The organism is Prochlorococcus marinus str. GP2, assembly GCF_000759885.1.
GTDB classification, from domain to species: domain Bacteria; phylum Cyanobacteriota; class Cyanobacteriia; order PCC-6307; family Cyanobiaceae; genus Prochlorococcus_A; species Prochlorococcus_A marinus_J.
The window spans coordinates 33,001-50,870 of the sequence record NZ_JNAH01000002.1; the positions used below are offsets into that span (position 1 = coordinate 33,001).

General features: G+C 31.4%; 19 protein-coding genes and 1 tRNA gene. 9 read left to right on the forward strand and 11 right to left on the reverse strand.

Annotation, left to right across the window (positions count from 1 at the left end):
• Nucleotides 1-45 precede the first annotated feature (45 nt).
• The gene (gene gorA / locus EU91_RS08060; RefSeq protein ID WP_032523700.1) at nucleotides 46-1,410 is read left to right on the forward strand and encodes a glutathione-disulfide reductase; all 1,365 of its coding nucleotides are present in this window, start codon (nucleotides 46-48) and stop codon (nucleotides 1,408-1,410) included.
• A 5-nt stretch (nucleotides 1,411-1,415) separates the two neighbouring features.
• On the opposite strand, the gene EU91_RS08055 is transcribed toward gorA, so the two are convergent.
• Complete coding sequence (locus EU91_RS08055; RefSeq protein ID WP_032523701.1) at nucleotides 1,416-2,492, reverse strand: calcium/sodium antiporter; 1,077 nt, start codon at nucleotides 2,490-2,492, stop codon at nucleotides 1,416-1,418.
• 118 nt (nucleotides 2,493-2,610) lie between these two features.
• Here EU91_RS08055 and pyrC point away from each other — a divergent pair, with 118 nt between their 5' ends.
• The 6 genes from pyrC (at nucleotide 2,611) to trpA (ending at nucleotide 6,292) form a co-directional block, all read left to right on the forward strand.
• The gene (pyrC, locus tag EU91_RS08050; RefSeq protein WP_082303021.1) at nucleotides 2,611-3,660 is read left to right on the forward strand and encodes a dihydroorotase; all 1,050 of its coding nucleotides are present in this window, start codon (nucleotides 2,611-2,613) and stop codon (nucleotides 3,658-3,660) included.
• Between the two features lie 240 nt (nucleotides 3,661-3,900).
• Nucleotides 3,901-4,572, forward strand: coding sequence for a hypothetical protein (locus EU91_RS0108330; RefSeq protein ID WP_032523703.1), 672 nt, complete (start codon nucleotides 3,901-3,903; stop codon nucleotides 4,570-4,572).
• A gap of 127 nt (nucleotides 4,573-4,699) precedes the next feature.
• Nucleotides 4,700-4,785 (forward strand) — tRNA-Leu (locus EU91_RS08045).
• Between the two features lie 78 nt (nucleotides 4,786-4,863).
• Nucleotides 4,864-5,097, forward strand: a complete 234-nt coding sequence (ndhL, locus tag EU91_RS08040) for an NAD(P)H-quinone oxidoreductase subunit L (RefSeq protein ID WP_032523704.1) — start codon at nucleotides 4,864-4,866, stop codon at nucleotides 5,095-5,097.
• Nucleotides 5,098-5,101: 4 nt separating this feature from the next.
• Nucleotides 5,102-5,422: a DUF3007 family protein gene (locus EU91_RS08035; RefSeq protein ID WP_032523705.1), complete on the forward strand. Its 321-nt coding sequence runs from the start codon at nucleotides 5,102-5,104 to the stop codon at nucleotides 5,420-5,422.
• Between the two features lie 27 nt (nucleotides 5,423-5,449).
• Nucleotides 5,450-6,292 (forward strand): tryptophan synthase subunit alpha, encoded by an 843-nt coding sequence (gene trpA / locus EU91_RS08030; protein ID WP_032523706.1) that lies wholly within the window; start codon nucleotides 5,450-5,452, stop codon nucleotides 6,290-6,292.
• Nucleotides 6,293-6,357: 65 nt separating this feature from the next.
• On the opposite strand, the gene EU91_RS08025 is transcribed toward trpA, so the two are convergent.
• Nucleotides 6,358-6,720 carry an AbrB family transcriptional regulator gene (locus EU91_RS08025; RefSeq protein ID WP_032523707.1) on the reverse strand — a complete coding sequence of 121 codons (363 nt, stop codon included), beginning with the start codon at nucleotides 6,718-6,720 and terminating at the stop codon, nucleotides 6,358-6,360.
• 94 nt (nucleotides 6,721-6,814) lie between these two features.
• Here EU91_RS08025 and EU91_RS0108335 point away from each other — a divergent pair, with 94 nt between their 5' ends.
• On the forward strand, nucleotides 6,815-7,084 hold the full coding sequence (locus tag EU91_RS0108335; RefSeq protein ID WP_032523708.1) for a YciI family protein: 270 nt from the start codon (nucleotides 6,815-6,817) through the stop codon (nucleotides 7,082-7,084).
• A 220-nt stretch (nucleotides 7,085-7,304) separates the two neighbouring features.
• On the opposite strand, the gene EU91_RS08020 is transcribed toward EU91_RS0108335, so the two are convergent.
• The 4 genes from EU91_RS08020 to hisIE all read right to left on the reverse strand — a co-directional run bounded on the left by EU91_RS08020 (nucleotide 7,305) and on the right by hisIE (nucleotide 9,782).
• Nucleotides 7,305-7,625 carry a hypothetical protein gene (locus EU91_RS08020; RefSeq protein ID WP_032523709.1) on the reverse strand — a complete coding sequence of 107 codons (321 nt, stop codon included), beginning with the start codon at nucleotides 7,623-7,625 and terminating at the stop codon, nucleotides 7,305-7,307.
• The gene (locus EU91_RS08015) at nucleotides 7,626-7,994 is read right to left on the reverse strand and encodes a YkvA family protein (RefSeq protein WP_032523710.1); all 369 of its coding nucleotides are present in this window, start codon (nucleotides 7,992-7,994) and stop codon (nucleotides 7,626-7,628) included.
• A 40-nt stretch (nucleotides 7,995-8,034) separates the two neighbouring features.
• A complete protein-coding gene (locus EU91_RS08010; protein WP_032523711.1) occupies nucleotides 8,035-8,958 on the reverse strand; it encodes a sigma-70 family RNA polymerase sigma factor in 924 nt (307 codons plus the stop codon).
• A 164-nt stretch (nucleotides 8,959-9,122) separates the two neighbouring features.
• Entirely contained in the window at nucleotides 9,123-9,782 is a 660-nt protein-coding gene (gene hisIE / locus EU91_RS08005; protein ID WP_032523795.1) for a bifunctional phosphoribosyl-AMP cyclohydrolase/phosphoribosyl-ATP diphosphatase HisIE, read from the reverse strand.
• Nucleotides 9,783-9,845: 63 nt separating this feature from the next.
• Here hisIE and EU91_RS08000 point away from each other — a divergent pair, with 63 nt between their 5' ends.
• Complete coding sequence (locus tag EU91_RS08000) at nucleotides 9,846-10,316, forward strand: 6-carboxytetrahydropterin synthase (RefSeq protein ID WP_032523712.1); 471 nt, start codon at nucleotides 9,846-9,848, stop codon at nucleotides 10,314-10,316.
• Between the two features lie 49 nt (nucleotides 10,317-10,365).
• Here the strand turns inward: EU91_RS08000 and EU91_RS07995 are convergent, their stop codons facing one another.
• The 5 genes from EU91_RS07995 to glgB all read right to left on the reverse strand — a co-directional run bounded on the left by EU91_RS07995 (nucleotide 10,366) and on the right by glgB (nucleotide 17,839).
• Entirely contained in the window at nucleotides 10,366-12,948 is a 2,583-nt protein-coding gene (locus tag EU91_RS07995; protein WP_032523713.1) for an ATP-dependent Clp protease ATP-binding subunit, read from the reverse strand.
• Nucleotides 12,949-13,015: 67 nt separating this feature from the next.
• Nucleotides 13,016-13,366: a plastocyanin gene (petE, locus tag EU91_RS07990; RefSeq protein WP_025894221.1), complete on the reverse strand. Its 351-nt coding sequence runs from the start codon at nucleotides 13,364-13,366 to the stop codon at nucleotides 13,016-13,018.
• A gap of 59 nt (nucleotides 13,367-13,425) precedes the next feature.
• Nucleotides 13,426-14,409: an NAD-dependent epimerase/dehydratase family protein gene (locus EU91_RS07985; protein ID WP_032523714.1), complete on the reverse strand. Its 984-nt coding sequence runs from the start codon at nucleotides 14,407-14,409 to the stop codon at nucleotides 13,426-13,428.
• Nucleotides 14,410-14,417: 8 nt separating this feature from the next.
• Nucleotides 14,418-15,458, reverse strand: coding sequence for a uroporphyrinogen decarboxylase (gene hemE, locus EU91_RS07980; RefSeq protein ID WP_032523715.1), 1,041 nt, complete (start codon nucleotides 15,456-15,458; stop codon nucleotides 14,418-14,420).
• A 116-nt stretch (nucleotides 15,459-15,574) separates the two neighbouring features.
• On the reverse strand, nucleotides 15,575-17,839 hold the full coding sequence (gene glgB / locus EU91_RS07975) for a 1,4-alpha-glucan branching protein GlgB (RefSeq protein ID WP_032523716.1): 2,265 nt from the start codon (nucleotides 17,837-17,839) through the stop codon (nucleotides 15,575-15,577).
• Between the last annotated feature and the right edge of the window lie 31 nt (nucleotides 17,840-17,870).

The window sequence follows — 17,870 nt, forward strand, 5'->3', positions numbered from 1 at the left end:
AATTAAAGTTATAACTAACGTTATAATAATTGATTAAAAAAAGTCTTGGAATTTGAATTTGATTTAATTGTTGTTGGCGCTGGATCTGGCGGACTGGCGGCGGCTAAGCGTGCAGCTAGTTATGGAGCAAAAGTTGCAATAATAGAAGTAAATAAAATTGGAGGAACTTGTGTAATAAGGGGCTGTGTTCCAAAAAAATTGATGGTTTATGCTGCTAAAAGTAAAAAAAATATAGACTCTTCCGAAGGATATGGATTAACAAGTGGAGGTGTTAATTTTGAATCAAATATTTTATTGAAGAATGTTAAAGAGGAGGTATCCAGATTAAGTAATTTACATAGAAATTCTTTAAATAAGTTGAATGTAACTTTTTTTAAGGGCTTAGGAAGATTTGCGACTCAAAATGAAATAGAAATCATTTGTCCAAAAACAAAGAAAATTATAAATAAAATAAGTTCAAAAAAAATTCTTATTTCAGTAGGAGGTATGCCAAAGAAATTAAATATTCCTGGAATAGATTTAGCATGGACAAGTGATGATATTTTTGAATTGGATAGATTCCCTAATTCAATATTAATAGTGGGAGGGGGATATATTGCCTGTGAATTTGCATCTATTTTCAGTAATCTGGGAACTGAAGTAACCCAATTAATTAGAGGTCAACATTTACTTAATGGTTTTGATGAAGATCTTTCTTTGTGCCTAGAGGAATCACCTACGTTTACTGACGTAAACATAATCTCCAATACTCAATTAAAGGCTATCAAGATGGTAAATGGAAAAATGGAATCTACCTTAGACTCAGGTGATAAACTTCAAACTAATAATATCCTTATTGCTACAGGTAGAGAACCAAATCTTTTGCCTTTAAATTTAGATTTTTTAAATCTAAAGATGGATGGCCAATATTTAGATGTTGATGAATTTAATCAAACAAGCAATGCAAATATTTTTGCAGTTGGAGATATCATTAATAAACCCAATTTAACTCCAGTAGCAATAGAACAAGGGAGAGTTTTTTCTGATAACTTTTTTAATGACCAAAAAAGAAAAGTTAATTATGAATATATCCCAAAGGCCGTTTTCACCATTCCAGAAATTTCGACAGTTGGCTTAAGTGAGAAAAAAGCTGTAGAGATTCACTCTGAAAAAAATATAAAAATTTTCAAATGCAAATTTACCCCCATGTCTAATACTTTTAAAGAGAATAAATCAAAATGTATGTTGAAGATAGTAGTTCATAAGCCAACGGATAAAGTCTTGGGATGTCATATGTTTGGAGAAACATCATCTGAGATTATTCAAATGGTATCAATTTCATTAAATGCAGGGATAACAAAAAAAGACTTTGATACTACTATGGCCTTGCACCCAACTATCTCAGAAGAGTTTGTGACTATGTATGGCTAATATTATTAATTAGAAAATTTTAATTTTTCTTGAGCAAATAGAATTACTATAAGTAGTGAAAAGTAAATAAATAATCCTATCCTTAATTCAGAGAGATAATTAAAACCATTCAAAAAGAGTATCTTATCGAGAATGTAAAAAATATAAAAATTAATCAAAATAAATCCCTCAATTCTAGTGATTTTCCCTTTGCTCCAGAAAATTGGTAAGCATGCAAAGGTAGTTAAAACCATAAAAGGTAAGTCAACTTTAATTAGACTTTGTTCAATTACTAAACCTTTAAATCCTGAAAAAATACTACAACTTCCAAGGATTAGAAGTTGATTGAGCAAATTACTTCCTATTACATTACCAATCGCAAGATCTGTTTTGCCTTTAAATGCAGCAATTATTGAAGTCACTAATTCAGGTAAAGATGTTCCGGTGGCAACGATAGTTAAACCAATAACAATCTCATTTACCCCTAAAAGATTAGCGAGCGTTTGAGAGCCATTTACAAGAATATTTGAACCAAAGCTTAAAAGAAATATTCCCAATATTAACTTTAGTAAAATGTTAAGCTTCCCTTTATTGTTATCATTAAATCCTTCAATTTCTGGTTCAGCATCTTTTGTCTCTTCTCCTTTCTCATTGATGGTATTAATTTCCCATATTGTATTTAAGATTAAACAAAATATTAGAAAGACCCCTGCTTGCAATGTTAATAAGCCTGTTGATGACATAGCCCAAACTGCGCAAGAGATAGCCATTAATAGAGGTACATCTCTCCTGACTATTCTGCTTTTTACTTTAAGAGGGGTTATTAATGAGCTTATGCCTAAAACTACAAGAACATTAAAAATATTGCTTCCGATTACATTGCTTGCCGCAAGCGAATCACTTCCTTTTAAAATTGAACTTAAACTTACCAACAATTCAGGAGAGCTTGTTCCAAGAGAAACAACCGTTAATCCAATTACTATTTGAGGTATTCCTAAAATTAAAGATAAAAATATGGCTCCTTGAATAAAGAACTCTCCTCCAGCAAAAAGTAAAAGTACTCCTAAAACTATTTCTATTACTGGAAATAAAAAATCACTCATATTTAGGATTTTATTTAATTTATAAAAATTTTCAAAATTGGTTAATAACTATCCTCGAATATCTATAAATTATTGTCAATTTTGATTTGCTGTTAAAATTGACTAAATAGAAAAAATTTTGAAGACTTTAACCATAATAAAACCTGATGATTGGCATTTACATTTAAGAGAAGGTCTTGTATTAAAAAATATCATTCACTTTACTTCCGAATTTTTTGGAAGAGCAATCGTTATGCCTAATACTAAAACTCCCATTAAATCTGTTGAAAGAGCTATCTCTTACAAAAAATCTATTGTTGAAGCGTTACCAGAAAGTTCTAAGTTTGAACCACTAATGACAATGTATCTTACAGATGATACTGATAAAGAAGAACTAATAAATGGTTTCAATAATAATATCTTTTTTGCAGCAAAATTGTATCCTGCAAATGGTACTACCAATTCCAGTCATGGAGTAAAAAAAATAGAAAATCTATATAAGATTTTTGAATTAATGCAAGATTCTGGAATGCCTCTTTTAATTCATGGGGAAGTGACTGATTCTGATGTGGATGTATTTGATCGAGAGGAAGTTTTTATAGATAGAGAGCTTTTCCCAATAGTTAAAAGATTTCCAAAATTAAAAATCGTTTTAGAACATATCACCACTGCTTATGCTGTGGATTTTGTTCAAGAAAATAATATTGGAGCAACTATCACTCCCCATCATTTGCATATAAATAGAAATGCAATGTTTTTTGGAGGCTTAAATAGCGACTTTTACTGTTTACCAGTCGCTAAAAGGGAGAAAAATAGAATAGCTTTAAGGAAAGCTGCAACTAGTGGGAAAGAATGTTTCTTCTTGGGAACTGATTCTGCTCCACATCTTAGAAAGTGGAAGGCTTTTTGCGGTTGTGCTGGAATTTTTAATTCGCCAGTTGCAATAGCAAGCTATTTGAAAGCATTTGAAGAGGAAAATGCTTTAGAAAATTTTGAGAAGTTTGCAAGTTTGAATGGCCCCAACTTTTATAATGTACCCATTAACAAGGAAAAATTAAAACTGGTGTCTAGGTCTAATAAAATTTTAGAATTTATTGATGTTGTTGAAGAAAAAAATATTGTTGGACAAATAAAACCATTTCACGCAGGTGAAACTTTACAATGGCAAGTCGAAGGGATAGTAAATTAACAAATAAGATTAAATCTTACTATCAAACAAGAGTATAAAGTTTTAAGTTCTTCTTTTTTAAATGAGATATTTGCTAAATAAGTTTGGATAGGGCTAATTTCTTTAATATTTACAATCTGTCCGAATGGTATAAATTTCCCACGATATACATCATAGATATTTCACACATTCATATTATGTCTAAAACAGCTTATTAAGCATATAAAATAATTTTGTTATCGTTAATAGTCATTTTAAATCTTGAAATTAATTAAAACACCATGGGGTTCTTTTTCCCCGGAAGTAGATTTATTTCCTATTTATTACTTAATTTTTATTTATGGATTTATTTACATTCTTCCTTTTGGAGGAACGATTGTTGGTAAAACTTGGTTTGATCTATTGAAATTAGAAGATGGTCCTTTGGAATGGTTACAGTTCCTTGAATACTTTTTTTCATCAATATTTGGCATTTTAATTTTTTGTAAAAGTAAAAATAAAAACTCCTTGAATTCATTCATTTGGTTGTTTCTTAGTGCTTTATGCTTTTTTATTGCTGCAGAAGAAATAAGTTGGGGTGAGAGAATTACAGGCTTTTCATTAGATTCACTAACGGCAATAAGTATTCAAGGCGAAACTAATCTGCATAATCTTCCTTTTTTTCATAATTTATTTCTTGATCCTATATTGATAATCATTTGCATTTTTTTTGGATGGATTGGATGGAGAAAATTCTCATATCTTACTTCAATACCAAGCAAAAAACTAAGTTTATATTTCTTGATAACTGCTTTGTATATTTTTTATTATGAAATATCTTGGGCTTCAACTATTGAGCATATAAGAAATGATTTAGAAATTTATGAGTTTTTACTTTCTACTGGAATCTTTATGCATTTTAGGAATAATCTGAAATTATCTAAAATAAAATGAAATATACCCAGCATATTAAATAGTGGACATCATGCTTAACAATTCATATCAGATAAGTGTAAATTTTTCAATTTTTCTTGGTTAATTGAGGTGCTTTCAGCTACGATAAATATGCGCAAATTCCTCTGGGAGTGTGGCGGAATTGGTAGACGCGCCGGACTTAAAATCCGTCGAGCGCTTTAGCTCGTGGGGGTTCAAGTCCCCCCACTCCCACTTTTAAAGTATTTATTTTTAGTTCTTACGATGACTTTTAATTATTGTTATGTTTTAACTAGGAATCTATAAATCAAAATGGAAAATATTTTAAATAATTCATTCTTTACCTTAATTGCCTATGTTGGGGTTATTTCTTTATATTTATTAGTTGTTCCGTTATTACTATTTTACTGGATGAATAATAGATGGAATGATATGGGTAAATTTGAGAGATTAGGAATTTACGGACTAGTATTTCTTTTTTTTCCAGGTTTAATTTTATTTTCCCCATTTTTAAATCTTAGATTAAAAGGAAGTAATAAAGGGTAAATAGTTGACTAAAGGTAAAGTTGTTCAAATAGGAATTTTTGTATCATTATTAGGATTAGTAAGTTACAAATTAGCACCTAAAATTGGCATCGATAATTTTGCAGCTAGTACTATTTCCAATTGCATCTTAATTCTGATTGTTATTTTTTGGGTTTCATCCTACGTTTATAGAGTTTTAAATGGAAAAATGACTTTTATGGAACAAAGGAAACGTTATAGAAAAAAATATGAAAAAGTTGTTAATGATAAACTAGAAGCTCAGTTCAATGAATTGTCAAAAGAAGAGCAAGAAAAACTAATGGAAGATTTAGAAAAAAATCCATAAATCTTCACAGGATAAAATCAAAAATTAATGAAAGAAAACAAAATGCAAATGTTCAAAAATGAATCTTCATCAAAGGTAGATGAGAAGTTTAATGAGTTAAAAAATAATAAAAAATTAGCTTTAATGCCTTTCATAATGGCTGGAGACCCCAATATTGAAAAAACATCCGAGATATTATTAGCGTTGCAAGAAAATGGCGCTGACCTTATTGAATTGGGAATCCCATATAGTGATCCTCTCGCAGACGGACCTACTATTCAACTATCTGCATATCGGGCACTAAATTCAGGGACTACACCAATAAAAGTAATTGCTCTTTTAGAGTCTTTAAAAGGTAAATTAAATATTCCCATCGTACTTTTTACTTACTTAAATCCTCTGTTATGTTTTGGCTTTGAGAAATTTTGTGAGATAGCCTCCAATGCTGGAGTTTCTGGACTTATAATTCCTGATCTACCTTTAGAGGAAGCTTATAAATTTTCTGAAATAGTTAGTACCCATTCAATGGACTTGATTCTACTGGTAGCTCCAACAACTCCTTTTGAAAGAATGAAAAAAATTTCTAATCATACGAAAGGTTTTATTTATTTAGTTAGCGTTACTGGTGTTACTGGCGAGAGAAACAAAATGGAAAATAGAGTAGAAAATCTTATTACTAAATTAAAAAAAATAAATTCTAATCCTATTGCTGTTGGTTTTGGAATATCCACACCTGATCATGTTAATAAAGTCCGAGAATGGGGAGCTGATGGAGTAATTATTGGCAGTGCATTTGTAAAACGAATTTCTAATTCAAGTGCAAAAGATGTAGTTAATCATGTTGGTAACTTTTGTAAAGATATGCGTTTAGCTGCTGATCAAAAAAGTTAAAAAACAAGATAAATTAAAAAATTTACTAAGTAGGTAACTATAAATTAATAATCAAATTTATTTATTTACTTTTGAGATTCTGCAGTGGGTAATAATCTTATTTGTTTTCTTCCAAGCTTAATTTCGAATTCGTCACCTACTTTCAGATCTAGAAGTGCTGTATATGCTTTCCCAATTAAAAGGTTCCCATTTCCTTGTACTTTAGCTATGTAACTTAGTTTTCTTCCGCCTTTGCCAATACCTGCGACTCCAGAATCACCTAGATTGATTCCTTTTGCTTCTAGAAGTGCTTCATAAAATGCGGTGAAGTTTAGGCGTTCAGCCCCATTTTTCTTAGTGGAAACATATCCACAAGCGCGAACAAGGTCAGACTTACTAACGTCCACAAGTTCTTTAACTTTTGAAAGAAGTTCGCTACCAGTGAGCATAATTATGTGATAGTTCTTTTTAAATAAGATAGCAATTTGTATGTAATATATGCAATTATTTATTATGTATTTACTCTATTAGTTATCTTTTAAAATGGAAAAGTTTGTAGTTTTTGGAAAGTATTGCGATGAAGCAATAGTTAAAAGGGAACCATTTAGAGAAAAACATCTAAATAGACTTAAAAACTTAAAAGATCAGAATATTTTAGTTACTTTAGGACCAACAAAATGTACTAAATATTTGTTTGGAATTTTTAATGTTAATAATGAAAAACAATTAAGAGATCTTATTGAGGAAGATATATATTGGAAAAAAGGTATATGGACTAATTATGATATATATCCCTGGATTCAGGCTTTTTAAAGATGATTTAAAAATATATATAAATAGCTCTAACTTATCAATTAAAATAAATTTGTTTAAAATAAAATTTAAAAAAAGTTTTTAAATTTTTAATATAAATTTTTACTTTATGGAATTTTTGCGATACATGTTTAATTTAAAATTAACAAATTTTGTTTGAGCTTTCTTTGTTTAGAAAGAAGATGATTCCTAGTTCAAATATATTTTTCATAAATAATATTTATCCATTAATGTCTTGATTTATTTGGTTTACCAAAGAGTCTATATCTAATTGATTATACGGTGGTGTTTGCTTTATCTCTTGAGAGTTATCTTTTAAATTGTTTACCCACTTTTGTTCAATCTTTATAAGATTTTTTGCGATATTGAACATACCACCTTTTTTATATAATTCTTTTATTTTTAGAATAATCTCGGAGGTTCTACTAGATTTAATATTTAATTCATATGCCAAGTCTTTTTGATTAAATCCATGAGATTTTAACCAATCCTTGATGAAGGAGATTAATTCTTTTTCTTCTTGCTGAGATAATTTACTCATTCAATAAAAAGGAAATAACTTATTAAGCTTTTTTTCTGCTCTTGCTCTTATTGAAGGAGTCATATATTTGCTCCATATGCTAAGTACTGCTGTGAGCGCTACAAAATCATCACTAAAACCAACAAGTGGCATAAAGTCTGGGAAAAGGTCAAATGGCATAATTAAATAAGCTAGCGCAGCCATCAACGAAACCCTTACTTGTGCTGGAGTGAAAGGGTCAACTGCCATTTCTAAAACTTCTAAGGCAGGCTTGGCAATTGTTTTTCCTGCTTTAATAAGAATTTTGATGATGATATTCTCATCAAATGTTGAACTTTCTAATACTTCAGCATCATAAATTTTTTCTTGGCCTTTGTAATTTTCTTTCATCCTTACATAATAAAATTTTAAGAATTTTTACTAGTAATTTTTAGCTTATACTATCAACTAATCCATTCTGTATTCCGGCCTTTCTTAGTTTTCTTAAGGCACGCTGAACGACTTGTCGGCAATATTCTCTACTGCAACTCATATGTCTAGCCACCTCAGCTAAGGTTCTCCACTCATTTGAACCGTCCAAACCAAATCTTAGGCTAACTATCTTTCTTTCTTTTTCAGTTAAATTTGCTTTGTCCAATAACTTCCAAGCAGATGCGGTCCTTTCGGCTAATTCCGCTAACTCCATTGGAGGAGTTTGATCGCTTGGAAGAATATCAACCAATTCAGAGGGATCTGACTTTGATTTAACAGTACCTTGAAGACTTACAGTAATACTTCTTAATTCACAAGATAAGAGTTCATCAATTTCCTCTTTAGTTATTTTCATTTCTTCAGCCAGATCCTCGCTTTTAGGTGGAATGCCCTTAAGTTGCATAAGCTTTGATTTTGCTGATCTTAATTTGGTAAGTTTTTCATTGATATTTACAGGTATCCTAATAGTTCTACTTTGAGTGGATAAAGCTCTATTTAAGCCTTGTCTGATCCACCAATAAGCATAAGTAGAAAATCTGTGTCCTCTTGAGGGATCATATTTCTCAACCGCCCTTGTAAGGCCTAATGTTCCCTCTTGAATTAAGTCAAGCAATTCAAGTCCTTTTCCTTGGTATCTCTTGGCAAGATTAACTACTAATCTTAGATTGGCCGTTATCATTTCATTTTTAGCTTTTTCCCCTATTTTTATCTTTTTTCTTTCAGCTTCTGAATATTCACAAGCAGGGCCTTTACCACCTGCCTCTTGACATCTATTAACAAGCAAAACCATTTCTTGGACTTTTCTGCCCATAGTGAGTTCTCTTTCAGGAGTCAATAGTTGATGACGACCTATTTCACCAAGAAAATCGCTTAATGAACTCACGATTTACCTCATCATTGATATATTCAACTTATAGTTAATTCAGTAATAAGCCATACATGTAATAATTAATTAATAATTAATTAATAATTATTGATTAATTAATTAACATTTTTTTCAAATTTTTTGGTTAAAAAAATTTTTTATAAATTCTAAATTTTAATTATTTAATTTTTTCTTCTTGATTCAAGAACATTAAGTACATCTCTCCACTCAACCCCCTTATGCTTTAGAGCTACTTGCAGATGATATATTAAATCAGCAGCCTCATTTGAGATTGAATTTTTATCATTATCTTTGCAAGCCATTATAAATTCTGCGGATTCTTCTCCTATTTTTTTCAAAATAGTATTACTGCCTTTTGTTAATAAATGATTTGTGTAACTTTTTTCTGTTGGATTTATTGATCTTTCATGAATTGTATTAAATAATTCAGAGCAAATATTTGAGAAAGGAGTTGTTTTTTTCTCTTTTTTATCATTTTGATTAATTTGGATTTCATTGAAAAAACAACTTTTTTCCCCTGTGTGACATGCTCCTGAACCATTTTGTTCAATCAAAAGGATTAGTGCATCATTATCACAGTCGAATCTTATCTCCTTAAGTATTTGAGTACTTCCACTTGTAGCGCCTTTTCTCCAAATTTCAGATCTTGATCTACTCCAGTAATGAACGTTTTTGGTTTCAAGTGTCATTGCCAAAGATTCTTTGTTCATCCAAGCAAGCATAAGAATTGATCCGTCAAGCCAATCTTGTGCTATTGCAGGGATTAATCCATTATTATCAAAGCGTAGGTCCTCTATCGAAAAATTAGTTGAATAAATCATCATGCTCGTTATGTTAAATCCTTTTCAATGTGTTTTATTAAAAATTATCCTATCAGTTAATTGATGAATATTCATTCTATAAAATTTTCATGCAGCAAAAGTTACGAGGATTTTCCCTGTTCACATAGGCAATGGCGCCATCAAGGCCACTGCAGATTTGTTCATGGATATTCCAGATCATTCACCTTTTGGTTCACTGCAAAAAAATTAGACCATAATGGTTTTGTTGTCGATTTTTCAAGTCTAAAGCCTCTAGAAAATAGACTAAAGGAGCAGTTTGACCATACTTTTTTAATAAATAAAGATGACCCTTTGTTGAATTACTGGGAAAAATTACATGACTTAGATGCTTTAGATCTGAGAATTATGGATAATGTGGGAATGGAGTTCACTTCTGAATTAATTTGGAGATGGGCTAATGAATACTTGCAGGATAAGGATAAGGGTAGAACATGTTGTTGGAAAACGGAATCAAAAGAAAATAAATCTAATAAAGCAAGTTTTGAGGAAATTCCTGATTGGTTCAAATCTTAGATTAGAGTTGTCAAATTTCAAGTTTTATAGAATTCTTTAATTTAGATCTTTAATCAACAATTATCTGTCCATTAGCCAGATAAATATTAATCTCGTCTTTTTTAAGGTAATGATTATTCAATATATTGTTTGAGATTTTTGTCTCAATTTGTTTTTGAATAATTCTTTTTAACGGCCTGGCACCATAGGCATAATCGAAACTATTTTCAACCAGTTGGTTAATAACATCATCCGTAATTTTAAATTTTAAGTTTTTTTTGTTAAGTCTTTTTTCTAGATTGTGAAGCTGGATTTTTGCAATTTCTTTTATGTCATTTAATTCTAAATTATTAAAGATAACTATTTCATCAAGTCGATTCAAAAACTCAGGCTTGAAAAATTTTTTGAGTTCATTATCTACAATTTTTTTGATTTCATTTGTATCTTCTTTTCTAACTGATAAATCATTTATTGATTGACTTCCTAAATTACTTGTGAGAACAATGATTGAATTTTTGAAATTGATTGTACGACCTTGACCATCAGTAATGATTCCATCATCAAGAACCTGTAAAAGAATATCTACGATATCTTTGTGAGCTTTCTCTATTTCGTCTAGAAGTATTAATGAATAGGGATTTTTGCGAACAGCTTCTGTTAGTTGTCCTCCTGATTCGAAACCTAAATATCCAGGAGGCGCACCTATAATTTTGCTAACTGAATGCTTTTCCATATATTCAGACATATCAAGTCTTGTAATTGAAGAATTTGAATCGAATATAAATTTTGCTGTTACTTTACTTAGCTCTGTTTTCCCAACACCAGTTGGACCTAAAAAAAGGAAACTGGCTAATGGTTTGTTTGGATCATTTAGCCCAGTCCTTGATCTCTTAATGGAATCTGCAACTGCCCTAATTGCACTATCTTGACCAATAATTTTTTCTTTAAGGATCGATTCGAGGCTTAAGAGCTTATCTTTTTCTGACTGGTTTAAGTTCTGAACTGGAATAGAGGTCCATTTTGAGACAACTTCTGCAATATCATCGAAAGTTACCTCTTGCCTTAAAAGACTCGTCTCTCCTTTTTTGTGAGAATTAACTAAGAAATCACTTTTTTCTTTCAATTTTTTTTGTAAAGAATTTAAAGTTCCAAATTCTAATTCTGCTGCTTTATTGAGGTCAAAACTCCTCTTGGCTTGTTCTATTTGTAGTTGAATCGATTCAATTTCTTCTTTTATGGTGCTAATTTCATCAATTTCATTTTTTTCTTTTTTCCATTGAGCGCCTAATTCTGCCTGTCTACTTTTAAGTGATATAAGTTCAGTATTGATTTTTTTTAATCTTTCTATAGAAAAATCATCAGTTTCTCTTTTTAGAGATAATTTTTCCATCTCAAACTGTAAAACTTTTCGATCAATTTCATCAATTTCTTCCGGCTTGGAAGTTATGACCATATTTAATCTTGAGGCTGCTTCATCTATTAGATCTATTGCTTTGTCAGGAAGAAATCTATCGTTAATATATCTTTCGCTAAGGGTGGCAGCTGCAACCAAAGCATTATCAGAAATTCTCACACTATGATGAACTTCGTATCTTTCCCGCAGTCCTCTTAATATTGATACAGTATCATCTATTGAAGGAGAATCAATTTTTATTTTCTGAAATCTTCGTTCTAGAGCAGGATCTTTTTCTATATTTTGCTTATGTTCATTAATGGTTGTAGCACCAATACATCTAAGTTCTCCTCTTGCAAGCATTGGTTTTAATAGGTTGCTTGCATCTAAAGAACCTCCACTGGCGCCTGCACCAACCACTGTATGAATTTCATCAATAAAAAGAATGATCTTACCGTCTGATTCCTTTACTTTCTTTAGGACATTTTTAATCCTTTCTTCAAATTCTCCACGATATTTTGCTCCAGCGATAAGTGAACCCATATCTAATGAAATTAGTTTTCTATTTTGTAGCGCAGAAGGTACATCGCCATTAATTATTCTTTGAGCCAACCCTTCAACGATGGCTGTTTTACCAACCCCTGGTTCTCCAATAAGAACGGGATTATTTTTTGTTCTTCTACTCAGTATTTGAATTGTTCTTCTAATTTCTTCATCCCTTCCAATAACAGGATCTAAGATCCCATCCCTTGCTGATTGGGTTAGATCAACACCATATTTATCTAATGACTCATTAGAAATATCAAATTCATTTTTTATTGCTGGATCTGATTTCATTTTCTTTAAAGTTTCAAGAAATTCTGGAATACCTTTTTGATTTAAGATTTTAAATCCATATTTCTTATCATAAGTGAAACCGTAAACTAAGTGTTCTGTTGATATCACTAAATCATCTAAAGTATTTTTTATATCATTTGCTTTTAAAAATACTTTATGTAGAGAATCACCAATATATAAATTATCTTGTTGATTTTTCATTTTTGCCTTCGTATTTAATGAAGAAATTATTTCTCTCTCAAGATCTTTGAAATTTACATTATTTTTTTTTAAAATCTTTTTTGTAATATTGTCATCTTTTATAAGAGCTAATAATAAATTATCAGAGTCTACATTTTGTTGATAATTTTTATAAGCAATTTCTTTGGCAAAAATAAAACAGTTCCAAGCAGAATTTGAGAATTCGCTTGGAACTATTTTCATCAATTAAAATTAGGGTTTGACAGTAGTAAATATTAAGTCAAAAAGGGTGATTAACTATTTAGAAGAATTATTCAACAATAACTTTACCTACCATTCCAGCACCTCTGTGTGGCTCGCAATAGTAATCATAAGTTCCCGCAGTATCAAATGTTTCTTCCCAAGACTCTCCTGGAGCAAAAGCTAGGTCCGCATGACTTAATTCCTCATGACCATCAAAAACAGCATTGTGAGGGGCAAGTTTATTATTGACGAATTTAACTGTATCACCAGCACTAATGGTTACTGTACTTGGTTCAAATGCAAGCATTCCTGCATCTGTTCCAAGTTTTACTTCAACAGTCTTAGCTGAAACTGATGAAATACCTAGACCTAGAGTTAAAACTATTGCAAATAACCCTGCAAAGATTGAACGTAACATAATAAAAATTTGCTTATCTATATATATTACAGGGCTTAGGTAACCTAACTGCGAGAATTTTAATTGTTATTACAGCTTGGTAACTTTGATAACCTTAAAATATCATTCAGTGACTTGGCATAACTTTTAAGTTTAAAAGTCTCAGGATTAGTGATGGGGACATGATTAAAGTCATATTTTTTGATACTGAAGCTATCCCAAGGAGTAGTTTGGATGGGGAGAATTCTTAACAATATTTTTAGAATTTTTTTTGTAAGCGGTATCGCAAAAAATCTCCTCATATTATGTTTCTTTAAAAGTGTAATTATGGCATCATCAATTGAAATGAATTTCTGACCCAGCACAAATTTTCTAAAGCCTTTGTACTGCTCTTCTTTATGATTTTTAATTAGAAACCCGCAAATCTGGGCGATATCATTTGCATGTATAAAATGAAATTTAGAATCTAGTTTTAAAAATCTAGCTATCCAAAGCCATTTCCCAATTTCTTTCAATCCACTAGTTAAATAGCTCGCAGGATATTTACTTTTTTTTCCAAGATTTCCTCCAAAAACCAAGGTAGGGAAAACAGCGTATGTTTTTTCTGCAAATGAGCTTTCTTTAAGTCTCTGGAAACATTCATATTTTGTTTGAATGTATTCTGTTCCATAGATCAATGATTCCCTCATTAATTCTGTTTGGGTATCAAGAATACTAGCTGTTGAAAAATAAATAATCTTTTCTAACTTTTCAATATCAAGCATTTCAAGTAATTCTTCAAAAGCTTTAATATTTACTTCATAGGCTCTTTTTGGATCTCCCCAAGCTGTAGCAGTATGTATTAGGTAATTAATTTGACTAATTTCTTTTTTATAGCTATTTGATTCCCTGATATCACAAACCATTAACTTGACTTTTTTATTTTCTTGAACAGAAATTGGCAACTTACTTTTGTCTCTTACCATGAGATAAAGCCTGAATTTTGTATTTTTTAAAAACCAATCAACTAAATATTGGCCTACACATCCATTAGCACCTGTGATTAATAATTTTTTATATGCCAAGGCTTTGACTAGTAAGTGAGTTTTTTTCCATGCTCAAAAAATGTTTGAGCATTTTCTTCTGGAGTTCCAGGTAAAATCCCGTGCCCCAAATTAAGAATATATTTCCTGTCTTTAATTTTATTGAAGGTATTATCTATCCTTTCTCTTATTGATTTTTTGTTTCCAAATAAAATACCTGGGTCAACATTACCTTGAATTCCAATCCCCCTGGGTATTCTTATACACGCCTCTTCAATATCTACTGTCCAATCTAATGAGATTATATCTACTCCAGTTTTTGCCATTCTTTCCAGTACCCCAGCACTTCCTGAAATGTAAAGAATTATTGGTGTTTCAGGGTATTCCGCTTTTACAATTTCAACAACTTTTTTTTGATAAGGCCCGGCAAAGATATCGTAATCTTGTGGGCTTAGTTGGCCTGCCCATGAATCAAAAATTTGTACTACTTGCGCTCCAGATTTTATTTGATATTTAAGATATTCACCAATAGATTTTGCAAAATGATCAAGAAGTTTATGAAGTAAATCTGGTTCATTAAAAGCCATTGATTTTATTAAAGAATAATTTTTACTGCTTTTACCTTCAACTACATATGCAGCAAGAGTCCAAGGTGCGCCAACAAAACCTAAAACTGTTGCCTTATTATTTACATCTTTTTTTAGTGAAGTAAGAACTTTACCAACAAAACTTAAACTCTCACTTGGATTTAATTCTTTTAAATTTTCTACCTGGTTAAGAGCTCTTATTGGGTCCTCAATAATTGGACCTTTACTTTCTATTATTTCAAAATTTATGCCCATCCCTGGAAGAGGTGTGAGAATATCTGAAAAAAGGATCACTCCATCTGGTTTGAAAGCATGAAAAGGCTGCATTGAAATCTCATATGATAGTTCTGGATTTTCAGACCTCTCTCTAAAGCTTGGGTAACGCTCCCTTAAATCTCTATAGATTTTCATATATCTTCCTGCTTGCCTCATCATCCATACTGGAGGCCTATTTACTTTTTTACCTAATGCGGCAGAAAGTAGTAGTGGTAAATCTTGACCCATTTTTAAATTCGATATTTTAAAAAAAATTAAAATCCAACTTAAAAATCTTACAATGTAAAGCAGAGCAAAAGCGTTATATGAACATTTATATGAAGCACTAAGTTAAATGAGCCTTCTTATTTTTTTGATTGATGTTTGAAGATACTTACGCTTAATGGGGGCAAAGCAAGTTCTAGAGAATTTTGATAATCATGAATATTGTAATTTATAGTTTCTTTACCCCCCATATTTCCTTTGTTACTGCCCCCGTATCTAGAGCTATCTGAATTAAATATTTCTTTATAAAATCCTTCTACAGGAACACCTACTTTGTATGACCCATGAGTATTAGGTGTAAAGTTAGCAACAATAACCAGCCACTCATTGGTATCGTTTTCTCTTCTCATGAAACTTATAACCGAATTAGATTTGTCATTACAATCAATCCATTGGAATCCATAAGGATCAAAGTCATTTTTCCATAATGCAGGTTCATTTTTATAAAGAACATTTAGGTCATCAATTAAGTTTCTGATACCTTTATGAGGCTCAAATTCTAGTAACTCCCATTGCAGATCATCCCAAACATTCCATTCTTGCCTTTGCCCAAATTCCATTCCCATAAATATCGTTTTTTTACCAGGGTGGGTCCACATATAAGTTAGTAATGCTCGAGTATTTGCATATTTCTTCCAGTCATCTCCAGGCATTTTATGCAAAAGATGACTTTTCCCATGGACAACCTCATCATGACTAAGTGCAAGCATAAAGTTCTCTGTATAGTTATATGTAATTGAAAAAGTTACACTATTTTGATGGAATTGCCTAAACCAAGGATCTATTTCAAAATAATCAAGCATATCGTGCATCCATCCCATATTCCATTTCAAGTTAAACCCTAATCCTCCCATGTCAGTTGGTTTGGTTACCATTGGCCAAGTTGTTGATTCTTCAGCGATAGAAAGCGCACCTGGGAAATGTTGGAAGAGTACATGATTAGCCTGTTGAAGAAATTTAACGGCTTCTATATTTTCATTCCCACCATTTTCATTGGGTATCCATTCTCCATCTGGACGTAGATAATCTCTGTAAAGCATTGAAGCTACAGCATCTACCCTTATGCCATCAATATGAAACTCTTCAAACCAATAAACGAGGTTGGCTACTAAGAAATTTCTTACTTCGTTTCTGCTGTAATTAAATATTAGTGTTCCCCATTCTTTGTGTTCACCTATGCGTGAATCTCCATGTTCATAAAGATGACAACCATCAAAAAATGCTAACCCATGTTTATCTTTTGGAAAATGACCAGGTACCCAATCAAGAATCACGCCTATGCCCTCTTCATGACATTTATTTACAAATTCTCTGAATTCATTTGGGGTGCCAAATCTACTTGTTGGTGCATACCAGCCTGTAACTTGATATCCCCATGAACCATCGAAAGGATGTTCAGATATTGGCATTAGTTCAATATGAGTGAATCCTCTCTCTTTTACGTAAGGGATGAGTTTCTTGGTTAATTCTGGATAAGTTAATAATCTTGTTCCAGGTTTTAAATCCGCTGCAGGCACTGGGTCTCTTGGTTCACCATTTTTCTCCAGATATTTATTATCTGTTGATTCATGGAGCCAACTTCCTAAATGCATTTCATAAACTGAAATTGGCTTGTTGATTTGACTAGAAGAATCCCTATTTGCTATCCAAGAACTATCATTCCAATTAAAGTTTTTCAATTTTGAAACTATTGAACCATTTTGAGGTCTGATTTCATGAAGAAAACCATATGGATCAGCTTTCTCATAAATATGACCTTGTTGTGTTCTTATTTCATATTTATATGTATCGCCTTCTTGCATTGTTGGCATGAATAGTTCCCAAATCCCCCCTAATCTTTTTTGCATTGGATGATGTCTTCCATCCCAAGAATTTATATCTCCAATTATCGAGATTGATTTTGCATTTGGAGCCCAAATGCAAAACATGACTCCTCTTTGATTCTTTTTTTCAATGAGATGAGCTCCCATTTTTTCCCAAATATGATGATGATTGCCTTCTGCAAAAAGATGTCTATCAACTTCTCCCATCCACTCTTCTCTATATGACCAAGGGTCATGTTGTTTATGTTTGACCCCTCCTCGTGAAATATTTATTTCGTAATTATAGTTTGGATTTTCGGGCAGGATAGCTTCAAAAAGCCATTTATGGTTTATGCTTTCCGCCTTATAGGTATTGTTTTTAAAATTTATTTTAACTTCGTCTGCTTCAGGCATCCACACCCTTACAACCCATTGCTGTTCATAAAAATGAGGACCTAATATTTTTAATGGATTATCATTGCAACAATTTTCTAGGTTGATAGCTTCTGATTTAATCCAGTCTGCTTGAATTGTCTCGATCATGACTGGTAGATATTAAGGGTTTATAATATCA

Coding starts and splice junctions, on each gene's coding strand:
- ndhL (WP_032523704.1), top strand. CDS start 4,864: ATGGAAAATATTTTAAATAATTCATTCTTTACCTTAATTGCCTATGTT.
- EU91_RS0108335 (WP_032523708.1), top strand. CDS start 6,815: ATGGAAAAGTTTGTAGTTTTTGGAAAGTATTGCGATGAAGCAATAGTT.
- EU91_RS07995 (WP_032523713.1), bottom strand. CDS start 12,948: ATGAAAATAGTTCCAAGCGAATTCTCAAATTCTGCTTGGAACTGTTTT.
- trpA (WP_032523706.1), top strand. CDS start 5,450: ATGAAAGAAAACAAAATGCAAATGTTCAAAAATGAATCTTCATCAAAG.
- petE (WP_025894221.1), bottom strand. CDS start 13,366: ATGTTACGTTCAATCTTTGCAGGGTTATTTGCAATAGTTTTAACTCTA.
- glgB (WP_032523716.1), bottom strand. CDS start 17,839: ATGATCGAGACAATTCAAGCAGACTGGATTAAATCAGAAGCTATCAAC.
- EU91_RS08055 (WP_032523701.1), bottom strand. CDS start 2,492: ATGAGTGATTTTTTATTTCCAGTAATAGAAATAGTTTTAGGAGTACTT.
- EU91_RS08020 (WP_032523709.1), bottom strand. CDS start 7,625: ATGAGTAAATTATCTCAGCAAGAAGAAAAAGAATTAATCTCCTTCATC.
- hisIE (WP_032523795.1), bottom strand. CDS start 9,782: ATGATTTATTCAACTAATTTTTCGATAGAGGACCTACGCTTTGATAAT.
- EU91_RS08025 (WP_032523707.1), bottom strand. CDS start 6,720: ATGCTCACTGGTAGCGAACTTCTTTCAAAAGTTAAAGAACTTGTGGAC.
- hemE (WP_032523715.1), bottom strand. CDS start 15,458: ATGGGTCAAGATTTACCACTACTACTTTCTGCCGCATTAGGTAAAAAA.
- EU91_RS08000 (WP_032523712.1), top strand. CDS start 9,846: ATGAATATTCATTCTATAAAATTTTCATGCAGCAAAAGTTACGAGGAT.
- EU91_RS08015 (WP_032523710.1), bottom strand. CDS start 7,994: ATGAAAGAAAATTACAAAGGCCAAGAAAAAATTTATGATGCTGAAGTA.